The following is an 11,608-nucleotide window of genomic DNA, read 5'->3' as shown; positions in this document are numbered from 1 at the left end:
TACAAGGAGAACTCGACTATGAGTCCGTACACCCATCTTACCTTAAAAGACCGTGAATCGATACTGCTTGGTATCTCTACAGGCAAAACTCTTGATACCATCGCCAAAGAGATAGGTCGTTCCAAGAGTACAGTCAGCCGTGAAATTGCACGTAACGGCGGCTGGCGGAACTATTCGGCAGCCACCGCTCAGGACCGCTACCGGCGGGTTCGCTTGGCTAGCAGGCGTCCTCGGATCCTCGATCGACCGGGGACTCGTGACGCTGTCATTCGATATATCACGGTGCTACATTGGTCGCCTGAGCAGATTGCCGGTCGCTTGTCACTAGAAGGCAGTCCTATTCGCATCAGCTATTCGACTATCTACAGAGGTATCTACCTAGATAATCTCGGTGTTCCATTGAAGAGCCATGGTGCTCGCGGGCTACCAAGGCTGCTTCGACACCGAGGCAAGACGCGCAAAATCAAAGGCACCATAAATGAACGCCGGGGGCGCTTCAATGACGTGCCATCAATTCACGACCGACCCCGGTCGGCAGAAAATCGCAGCTGGTTTGGTCACTGGGAAGGCGATACAGTACGCGGTAAAACAGGACACTCTGCATTAGTAACATTAGTTGACCGTAAATCACGCTATCTGCTTTCGAAGCGAACGGCCAACGCAAAAGCTGACACTGTTAGAGACGTCATGATTGAGCTGCTTGGTGCCTTACCAGCTAACCGAGTAAGAACAGTGACTCCTGACCGTGGAAGGGAGTTTGCCCGGTACAGGGAGCTGGCAGAACGTCTGAATACAAAGGTCTTCTTTCCTGACCCACACGCGCCTCAACAACGAGGAACTAACGAAAACACCAACGGACTGATTAGAGAATACTTTCCCAAGAACACAGACCTAGACCTTCAGAGCGACCAGGAAATTGAGACTTACATTGAACAACTGAATAATCGACCACGCAAGGTCTTAGGCTGGAAGACGCCATCAGAAGTCTTCATGGGTAAAAAGTTGCACTTGAGTTGACAATTCGTCAGGCTAAAAAAGAAAACACAGCAGGAATAGCGAAGAGGACAACGCCTAAACTTTGCAACAAGTTGCCTGGCACATGCGTTGCCTTTTCAAGCGTTTGGGCGTTGTAACCAACGATCAGTAGTGCAGCACCGACGCCGATTGTGGCTAGTCCTGATTGCAGTTTTTGCAGAAACATATTCACGGCATTGATAGTCGCTTCCATACCAGCATTAAGTTTGAGTCGGTTGTAGTCCATTGTTTCCATAATGATTAAATTGGCAGGGACAAACTGTGCTCCGGCGATGGTCATGACAATACCGATGAGTAAGTAGAAGACCCACGGATTATCAATGACATGAATTTCATTAATGATAAACATGATGACTAGAAACGGTGCCATGGCCAGATAGCACCACTGAACACCGCGAATAGCCGAAATGTACTGCATTGCTTTTTGAGAAATAAGAGTGCCTGCGACCAGTGTGATCAAGGTTAGCAGGCCAAAATACATGGACTGTGTGCCGAGATTTTTCACCCCAAAGGCATACTTGATGTAATAAAGCGAGGTTGCGGTCAGTAATGCCCAAACAAACCCACCGACAAAGGTAAAGTACAAGTTGATACGGAAAGGGTGATTGATCTTGATCATCTGACCAATATCTCGCAATCTTGGCGGCTTAGCCTCCTCGGTAACCGGACCTTCTTTGACCATGACAATGCCGATCAACGACAAAATCAGAAATGGTATGACGATCAGATCGACAGTTAAGGGAATATTGGGGTTGCGCTTTGTCCCTAGATACGTTGCGATCGCCATGAAGAAGGCGAAAACCACCCCGACAATATTGCTGGTGATCCGTGGCCATGAAATTAACTTTGCACGCACTTCCTGGTCGGCTGACATGGTACTGGTCAACGGAACCGTCACAATAATCGTGGCAGCAAACATAAAGAGAAAATAAACGATATAGAGGTAAACCTCTTTACCGAAATTGGAGAAGTTTTGGGGAATGTGAAAAAGCATCATACCCAAAATACCGGCTAACAAACTGCCTATTAACACGTATGGTTTAAACTTTCCCCACCGGGTTCGCGGCGATATATCGATCAGATAGCCAGTCCAGAGGTCGTTAACAGCGTCCCATAACCGGCCAACAAATAACAGGGTCGTTGCCACAGCAGCGGCTTTGCCGGGTACACCGGAATAGATCCCTGAGTAGTCAGTTATGAACATCATCAGAACTGCCGTGTATAAATAATAAGCTGTTGTGCTCATTAACCCCATAGTGTTGATCCCAAATAAAGTCTGTCGATCGAGCGGATATTGCTTTGGATAACCTTTCATAACGTTCCTCCCAGATAGCCGTCTCGGTGCGCTTGCAAAAGCCAGAGTGCGTAACCCATGTTTGTATGGATAACACCGAACAGCTTGATTAAATTATAGGTGATGTTCTGCGAACTTGCGAGGAAACGTTGTTGAAAGGTTCTTTTAAAGTAACTGAATTAACAACTAATGGCGCAAAATTCAAATTGCCAATCAGATCAAGCATCCGGAAGTCAAATATTAAGATATAAATTGTCAATATTTAAAAAATATTTTTGTTATCTTATTTTCAGTGCAACTGGCCATGAAACATGAAAATCACAATTAGTTGTCTGTCAAGACATGGGGGCACAACTCAAATAAAACAAGTTTTCATAATTGAATAGATTGCGTGCAATATCAAGGAAAAAGGTTTTCACAGACTGCTGTCATGTTTGCAAATCGTAATAATAATAGGCTTTTGGAGGGTTATATAACGTTAGGTATTTAAATATTAGACAATAATTATATTGATTATAAGACATTAGTGGGTATAATTAAGAGCGTAAGTTGATGAAGTCACAAGACTAGGGGGGACTATGAAATGCATACACGATGCCAAGAACCAAACTATGTTGAAGTTGTGAACCAGAACTTGGAACGACTGCTTGTTTTTGAAACCGTTTTTAAGGAATATGTGCACACGTGCAAAAACATCGAGAAAGGAAATTGCTATGCAAGTGAAAGTCTCGATCATTTGCGTTTGTACTTCACCAAGAATGTGATGAAATTTTGTACATTCGTTGACAGTGTGGATGCGGAAGCAGCACCTTGTAATTATGCGGCCTTCCACAAAGTACTGGTGAATGGTTTGCGCGGTATTCGTGGCGGTGTTTTGAACATGCTTCAAGCAATCGGCACTGACAAAGTAGATCATGACCGATTTGCCGCTGGTTTAGCCGAACAACAGGCTGCTCGAGCTGAGATCGATACAGCTTTCTCAAAAATCCTCGACCCAATTTTTTAAGCCGATCACCCGCTTCTTTGTGGCATAATAGAGGCAAAGCTAGAACTGGCGCGGTTAGAAACCGAAGTCTCAACGTGATTGAGACCGTGCCACGCAGGTTTCTGCGCCAGCGAGTGCGTTCAAAGAAGGGGATGACGGCATGGCAGTTTGGCGCATGATGTTTGCGCGGCCACAGTTTAAGCACAGACAAATTAAGCGCATGGTCGATGATCTCAATCGTGAAGGTAATTTTGGCGGCATGCCGATTCATCGCATCACGCTTACTCGACAAACCCGCGAACTCATTTATGTCGACTTGGAATTTCAGCTAACCACTGGGCTCACACAACCTTTATTTGAGCAGATGGCAAAGTATATTCTGGTCGCAGTCGCTGGGTTGGCTCACGCTCCGCAACCCATTTATCTTGCCGCAATGGCGAATCCTTTCGCAAAATTAAATATTAGTTATTACATCTATCCGGATCATAGTCTGGATTTGATTTATTGGCAGCCGTTACTGAGGGAGCCCACTTAATCAGTGCTGACATATGCATTCACCGAACCGCAAACCTGTTGAACAGGTAGCCCGGCTCGGTTTTTTCGTATCCACTTTTTGCTCATGACCGGTATCGACTCATCGTTGGCGTTTAAATGCAACGATAGTTAGCGGCATGATTAGTTTGCGCGTGACATCTCATTGAGAAATAGTAGCGCGTTTTTTAGACTAGCGCACCAATTCAGACCATGGGCTGATTATCAAGTAGTTCATAAGTATGCTAAGATATGGCAAGTTATTTCATTCCAAAGTATAAACGGGCACCATTAATATAACGCGTGATTTGGCGTAGGCAGAAAAGTGCGATCAGTGATTAGCCGTTAACACCCGCTTGGAGATCACGATTGCGAGCGAACGTTTCAACTATTTTCTATTTCAGAAAACGCATTAAGGGGAGAACAACGATTGCTAGACTTAAAACATATTAAAAAATATTACCAGACAGGCGACTATACGACCAAAGCGCTTGACGATGTCTCAGTTCAATTCCGGGAACAAGAATTTGTCGCCATTTTGGGCCCCAGTGGGTCGGGGAAAACGACGTTACTGAATGTAATCGGTGGCCTTGATCGTTATGATTCCGGTGATTTGCTCTTACACGGGCGATCAACCAAAAATTTTAAAGAAGCCGATTGGGATGCCTATCGTAATAACTCGGTTGGGTTTATTTTTCAAAGCTACAATCTGATTATGCATCTGAGTATTTTGGAAAACGTTGAACTTGGTCTGACTTTGAGTGGTGTGTCAGCAACAGACCGCCGTAAAAAGGCCGAGGCTGCTTTGACGAAGGTCGGTTTGAAGGCACATATGGGTAAGCAACCCAATCAACTTTCCGGCGGCCAGATGCAACGGGTGGCCATTGCGCGTGCAATTGTCTCGGAGCCGTCGATTCTATTGGCCGATGAGCCGACGGGAGCACTAGATACCGAAACTAGTGAAGAAATTATGCGCTTAATCGCTGATTTATCTCGCGAGCGGTTGGTAATCATGGTCACGCATAATCCTCAACTGGCGCATGAATATGCAGAACGGACGATTGAATTCAAGGATGGCAAAATTCTTTCTGACTCACGGCCATTCAAAGACGAAGAAAAAACTGCCAGCTTTGACCTGCATCGCACCAAAATGAGTTATTTCACGGCGCTTAAATTGTCATTTACTAATATTATGACCAAAAAAGGTCGCACTTTTTTGACGGCATTTGCTTCCAGTATTGGGATTATTGGCATTGCCGTGGTTTTAGCACTTTCCTCGGGCTTTCAAAAACAGATTGATAATACGCAAGCGGAGACTTTGGCGCAATTCCCGATTACGATCTCGACTAACGCCACTAGCTTAACAGCGGGAGCGGCGGATAATACAAAGACATCGACTTTTAAAACAACCTCAACAGTTGTGGCTAAGCAAAGTGCTAGTGATAAGGCGCAGCACACCAATAAGTTAAATCAAAAGTATATTGATTATGTTAATGGCATTAGCAAGAAACTAACCGACAACATTGGCTACACTTATGGCACTGGTATGAATCTGTTACGTGACGTGAATGGTACCATCAAGCCAGTCCAATTTTCGACAGCTAAGCCAAGCAGTAATCAAACTCAACGTGGCTTGGCAAGCGCTAGTTCATCAGTTTATCCGGTTGATCGAGAAGGCGGTACCAGTTATCTGAAGAAAAATTATGAGGTTGTTGCCGGTAGTTATCCGAAGCATGATGGGGATGTTATTCTGATTGTTGATCGGGACAACTCGACGAACATCAATGCTTTGAAGAACCTCGGTTTTGATGTTAAAGATGGTCAAAAAGTGAAATTTAACCAGATTGTTGGCACTAAGATCAAGGCAATCTCGAATAATGCCTATTACCAGAATGTTGCTGGCAATGTCTATGTCCCAACGAAAGATTACGCAAATGCTTATAAACAAAACGACAACCGCGAACTGACGGTGGCTGGTGTTCTGCGGACGCGCTCGAAAACAAGTGATGGCTTGCTTAGCCAAGGGTTTGCTTATTCTGATCGGTTAACAAAAGATCTTGTGGCATTGAACAAAGACTCTGATGTCGTCAAGGCACAACGAGCCAGTGACGTGAACATTTTTACCAATCAAAGTGTGGACAAAGCGACTAAGGATCAGTTGATCACGGCATTAGGCGGTTCGGAAACACCCACGCAGATTACGATTTATCCAACCAGTTTCAAGGATAAAGACAAGATTCTGAGTTATCTTGATAAATTCAATCGCGGTAAGAAAAAAGCCGATCAGGTTGTCTATACAGATTTAGCGGGGACAATTTCCAGCATGACCGGTGGCATTATGTCAGCCATTACTATCGTCCTAGTGGCCTTCGCTGGCATCTCACTGGTGACCTCGATGATCATGATTGCAATTCTGACGTATACTTCCGTGCTTGAACGGACGAAGGAAATTGGGGTACTGAAGGCTTTGGGTGCACGGCGTAAGGATATCACGCGTGTGTTTGATGCTGAAACGATTATCCTTGGCGTTAGTTCCGGTATTCTAGGGATCATTATCGCGTGGTTATTGACCTTCCCAATCAATGCCATTCTTTATAGCATGACAGAGTTGCCGAATGTCGCGCAACTTAATCCGATTCATGCCGTGATCCTCATTCTTATTAGTACCATCCTGACTGTCCTCGGCGGTCATATTCCTGCCCGCATGGCAGCCAACAAAGACGCTGCGATTGCTTTACGCGCGGATTAACGCATATTTAGGTAAAAGAACTGAGCAACATATCTCGATGATTTGCGCCACACACCGTTTTTGACGAACAGGCGGTCATCTGGGAATGTTGACTCAGTTTTTTTGCTTTGGTGCTGGTTTTTTAACTGAGCCAGCTCACGCTCTTCATAAACGCGTTCGCTGGCTCAGAAACCTACACATAAGGAACGCGGCCACTTTATGCTCCGGTTTCTACTCGGACCAGCTCACGCTCTTGCCTATTTGTCTTCACCAAAAAATACATCTATAATGATAGTTTATTGATTGGCATTTTGAGGGAAGTGCCATGAGAGCAGCTAGGGGATCATTTCCTAGTGAGAGGATGTATTTCAATTGAATAATTCAAAGGATCGCACGTTTATGGGGCATCCCCGGGGGCTATTAACCCTGTCGATGACTGAATTCTGGGAGCGGTTCAGTTACTATGGCATGCGGGCAATTCTGATCTACTACATGTATTACGCGGTGGAGAAGGGCGGCTTGGGTTTTGATCAGCCGACTGCGTTATCGATCATGTCGATTTATGGGTCACTGGTTTATTTAAGTGCTACAATCGGCGGCTTCATTAGTGATCGGTTGTTAGGCTCACGGCGAACCGTTTTTTGGGGCGGCGTGTTGATCATGCTAGGCCACATTGTTTTGTCATTGCCAATTGGGGCGACTGGACTGTTTGGCTCGATTGTTTTAATCGTTCTGGGCACGGGCTTATTAAAACCCAATGTGTCTGAAATGGTCGGTAGTCTGTATCCGGAAGATGACCTGCGACGCGATTCTGGCTTTAGTATCTTCGTCATGGGGATCAACTTCGGATCGCTCATTGCACCTATTTTTGTTCCGTGGATGGCGGATAAAGTCAATTTTCATGCTGGTTTTTCGCTAGCAGCCATTGGTATGTTTGTCGGCCTGATCTTTTACGTGATTGACGGGCGTAAATATATTAACCCAGCTGACAATACTGCACCTGATCCGTTGAAGCCTGAAGATGTTCGCCCGTTGGTGATCCGTGTGGTGGTAGCAATTGCAGCTGTGGGTGTCATTTTACTGGCGATGGCCGGGTTCAATGCGCTGACGATTGCCAACGTGATCAGCCTGATTACCTTAATCGCGATTGGCTTGCCGATTTGGTACTTTGTGCTCATGATTCGTAGTAAAAAAGTCACGAAGACTGAACGATCACGGGTGATTGCCTATATCCCGCTGTTTTTAGCAGCAATGATTTTTTGGGCCATTGAAGAACAAGGGTCTGTCGTGTTGGCGCTTTTTGCGGCCCAACAGACAAAGCTGGATTTTGGCTTTTTTAAAATTCTCCCTGGTAATTTTCAAACTTTAAATCCATTGTTTATTTTGCTTTATGGGCCGCTTTTTGCATGGTTATGGATGAAACTCGGTAAACGGCAACCGACATCGCCGAAAAAGTTTTATCTTGGTTTGATTTTTGCGGGTGCCTCTTATTTATGGATGGTTATCCCAGTGATGCTGTTTGGCAGCAGCGCCAAAGTTTCACCATTATGGCTGGTCATGAGTTGGGCGATTGTTGAAATCGGGGAAATGTTAATTTCCCCGGTTGGCTTGTCAGTCACAACCAAACTGGCACCGAAAGCTTATTCGTCACAAATGATGAGCATGTGGTTCTTAGCTGATGCCTCGGCACAAGCCGTGAATGCGCAGATTGTCCGGTTTTATACGCCAAATCACGAGGTGGCTTATTTCGCCATTGTGGGTTTGGTGTCCGTTGGCTTTGCGGTTGTCCTAGCCTTCTTCACACCACGGATCGAAAAATTAATGCAAGGTGTTAATTAGGCTTCGAAGCTTCAACGTCATTTGGTCCATGCTGCTGACAAAATTTGGTGGAGGTGCGCTGATGGTGAAAATTGCGCTCAGTGTTGACAACCATTTTGATGTGAATCGCGTCGATGGCTTTGAGATGCTGAAGAAGCAGGCCGCTTATCTGGTTGAACATGATTATCAGATCTATGTGAATGCCGGTGATACTTACAATGACTTCACCAAATCTTTGGCTTATTTTCGCGCACTGCAGGCAGAAGTTGGGTCTGCAGTCACCATTCGCTTTTTGGCGGGCAATCACGATATGGTGAATGGCGCAACGTACGATGAAATTCAATCAGCGGTTGATCCGCTGTATCTGCATGAAAAGATTTTGCCGGTGCCTGGCACCAATGCTGTCATTATTGGCAACAATGGCTGGTATGATTATTCGCTAGGACAGCTGGGCAATATGAAAACCGATGCGGAATATGCTCAATGGAAACGCGCCTTTTGGATTGATAGTGCCATTGACGCGCCTGTCACTGATGCTGCGCGAATGCAACGGGTTTTGACCACCACGAAGGCGGCGCTGCAAGCGAATCAGACGCACCAGATGATTTATGTGACGCATTTTGTGCCGATTCGTGAGGCAATGGTGTATACAGTTGATCGTCCGCCTTGGCAGATGGCAACGGCGCTAATGGGGTCGGCCAAACTCGGCGATTTGCTGACAGGTAGAGTGTCGGCAGTGGTGTTCGGCCATGAGCATTTTCGCGATGCACCTAAGCTTTTAAGCGGTACTACGTATTATCATCAGCCGCTTGGATATGGCTTAAAACGATTATTCGAGTGGCAGAGTCAAGATTGGTGGACTGAATGGCGGCAGACGCTTGTGACATTAACCGTGCCAACGTTGTCTTGAACGCTATCACCTTTAAGGATACGAAAAATGCGGTCAAAAATCAGGCAAATGCTGTTGATTTTTGAATCGCATTTTTGTATGCTATTTAAGTTGATTCGCAGCAATCACACGGAGGAGTAGCGAAGAGGCTAAACGCGGCGGACTGTAAATCCGCTCCTTCGGGTTCATAGGTTCGAATCCTATCTCCTCCATCCAGTATTAAAGTTCGATAGAAGACGTAAACGCATGGCGGAGGCCATGCGTTTTTTTTATTTCAAGCGGTCCAGCTAATTGACATGGTATAGCCCAACCGCTACGCTTAAAGCAATATGAGGAAGGGCGTGATCGTATGGCAATTAAAGCGACAGATCTTTTTAAATTGGTATCATTGTCGTATCCAAGTGCGACAGATGATGGCTATTTTGTTCAGGAAAATCGCATTTCGGAGGCCGATAATACTTATTATCAGCGCATTTGTTTCGTCAATCATCGTGGCGGCACTATCGCGTATGGCTTTGATCAAAAACATGATCGGCATCCGCTGCTTAGTCCAGATCAGCAGTGGTTGGCCTTTTTGAGTCAAGCATCCGATAAAACGACTCAAGTTTTCTTACAGGCGGTCAATGGCGGTACTGCCAAGCAATTTTCTGCTGAAAAAGAAGGCGTGTCCTACTTTGGTTGGCAAGCGGACAGTCAAGCACTGTTTATTCAGACGACAGTTGGCGCAAAGCCGAAAAAGACGGATAAGCAGTGGCCACAACCGGTGACGGTCTCACGTGTGCCCTATAAGTTAAATGGAATCGGCTTATTACCAGAACATGTCGCTTATGAATTACGGGTCCAACGCCTGCGTCAAAAGACCAGTCGTTTGGTAATGGGCCGGGAGCATGAATTTGAAGTCGGGGCGATTTCTCCAGACGGACAGACCTTGGCATTTACTGCAGAGCGTTTGCCCGATGACCCAAATGATTTTAGCCAAGCAACTTATTTGTTAAATTTAGCTGATCAACAGGTAACCATGGTTAATGATCAGTTACCGCAAGCGGCCTTATCGCCAGAAGCATTTTCAGCAGATGGCAAGCAATTGCTGCTTGTGGGGTCGGACAATCATCTGCCAAATGTGTCGCAAAGTCACTTGTGGCATTATGATTTAGCGACCAAAACGTTGCAAGATGTCGCCGATGATATTGATTTTGATATTCCGGGACACGTTAATGGCGATTTTCAACAGGATTTATCTGAAAAAGTGGCTGATTTTGCCACCGCCGACTATTATCTGACGATTGGTTTTGACCACGGGAAAACGAGCTTGTATGCAGGCGGCCCCGACGAGCAGCTGACACCTTTGATTGGCGGACGTCGGCATGTAACTGATTACGCTTTAACGCCGGATCATCACGGGGTTGTTTTTACGGAAAGCACAATGACGGTTCCAAGCCGATTGAGCTACTTTGATTTGGCGACTGAAGAAGAACACGTGATTTATGATCCTAATCGTCGGGTAACACGCGATATGGGGTTGGTGACGCCACAAACATTTAACTTCCAGCGCGATGGTTTTGAGATTGAAGGTTGGTATTTCCCGCCACAGCAGGCGACAGCTTCTCATCCAGCCATTTTATATGTTCACGGCGGACCGGCAGTTGGTTATGGGTATACCTTCTTCCACGAAATGCAGTTCTTGGCTGCTCAAGGCTACGGCGTCATCTGCCCGAATCCGCGCGGTGGGTTAGGGTATGGCGAGGCCTTTACAGCGGCCGTGATTAAACATTACGGCCAAGGCGATTATGAGGATTGTATGGCATCAGTGGATGAAGCCTTGAAGTTGGATACCACCATTGATCCTGATCGTTTGTATGTGGCTGGCGGATCATACGGCGGCTTTATGACGAACTGGATTGTGACGCATACTCACCGATTTAAGGCTGCTGTTACCCAACGATCCATTGCTAACTGGTTGAGTATGTACGGTACAAGTGATATCGGCTACTTCTTCACACCTTGGGAACTCGAAGGAAAATGGACCGGTGATTTATCTGATGTGAAAAGCCTTTGGGATTTTTCACCGCTAGCCCATATCGACTTTGCCCAAACCCCGACGTTGGTCATGCACAGTGAAAATGATCAACGCTGTCCGATTGGCCAAGGCGAAGAATTTTATATTGGCTTGAAGTTGCATGGCGTTGATACTAAGTTCATGCGCTTTCCCAATGCCACGCATGAACTGTCTCGCAGCGGGCTACCGAATCTGCGACTAGCGCGATTAGCAGCCCTCGTCGATTGGTTCAAGACCCATTCAGCAACAGAAGAAAGTCATCAAGCATAAAG

At 45.9% G+C, this 11,608-nt stretch carries 7 protein-coding genes, 1 tRNA gene and 1 pseudogene; 8 read left to right on the top strand and 1 reads right to left on the bottom strand.

The genetic code is table 11. From position 1 onward, the window contains the following. Window positions 1-18 precede the first annotated feature (18 nt). Window positions 19-1,017 carry an IS30 family transposase gene (locus tag AC07KQ_RS09060; RefSeq protein WP_016377049.1) on the top strand — a complete coding sequence of 333 codons (999 nt, stop codon included), beginning with the start codon at window positions 19-21 and terminating at the stop codon, window positions 1,015-1,017. A 10-nt stretch (window positions 1,018-1,027) separates the two neighbouring features. Here the strand turns inward: AC07KQ_RS09060 and AC07KQ_RS09055 are convergent. Next, a pseudogene (locus AC07KQ_RS09055) lies at window positions 1,028-2,350 on the bottom strand (MFS transporter); the annotation flags it as partial. Window positions 2,351-2,912: 562 nt separating this feature from the next. Between AC07KQ_RS09055 and AC07KQ_RS09050 the strand changes: the two are divergent. From AC07KQ_RS09050 to AC07KQ_RS09020, 7 genes are all read left to right on the top strand, one after another. Then, entirely contained in the window at window positions 2,913-3,335 is a 423-nt protein-coding gene (locus AC07KQ_RS09050; protein WP_003566828.1) for a hypothetical protein, read from the top strand. A 139-nt stretch (window positions 3,336-3,474) separates the two neighbouring features. Beyond that, window positions 3,475-3,849, top strand: a complete 375-nt coding sequence (locus tag AC07KQ_RS09045) for a hypothetical protein (protein WP_003566829.1) — start codon at window positions 3,475-3,477, stop codon at window positions 3,847-3,849. A gap of 426 nt (window positions 3,850-4,275) precedes the next feature. Then, entirely contained in the window at window positions 4,276-6,594 is a 2,319-nt protein-coding gene (locus AC07KQ_RS09040) for an ABC transporter ATP-binding protein/permease (protein WP_173959215.1), read from the top strand. Window positions 6,595-6,945: 351 nt separating this feature from the next. After that, window positions 6,946-8,412, top strand: a complete 1,467-nt coding sequence (locus tag AC07KQ_RS09035) for a peptide MFS transporter (RefSeq protein WP_003566109.1) — start codon at window positions 6,946-6,948, stop codon at window positions 8,410-8,412. A gap of 61 nt (window positions 8,413-8,473) precedes the next feature. Further along, a complete protein-coding gene (locus tag AC07KQ_RS09030; RefSeq protein WP_173959214.1) occupies window positions 8,474-9,301 on the top strand; it encodes a metallophosphoesterase in 828 nt (275 codons plus the stop codon). Window positions 9,302-9,411: 110 nt separating this feature from the next. Then, window positions 9,412-9,492 (top strand) — tRNA-Tyr (locus AC07KQ_RS09025). 137 nt (window positions 9,493-9,629) lie between these two features. Continuing rightward, a complete protein-coding gene (locus AC07KQ_RS09020; protein WP_173959213.1) occupies window positions 9,630-11,606 on the top strand; it encodes a S9 family peptidase in 1,977 nt (658 codons plus the stop codon). Window positions 11,607-11,608: the final 2 nt, after the last annotated feature.

This window comes from Lacticaseibacillus sp. YLM2-1 (assembly GCF_056583465.1).
Note: the sequence above shows the minus strand (reverse complement) of the source record. Positions and strands in the feature narration are given on the sequence as shown.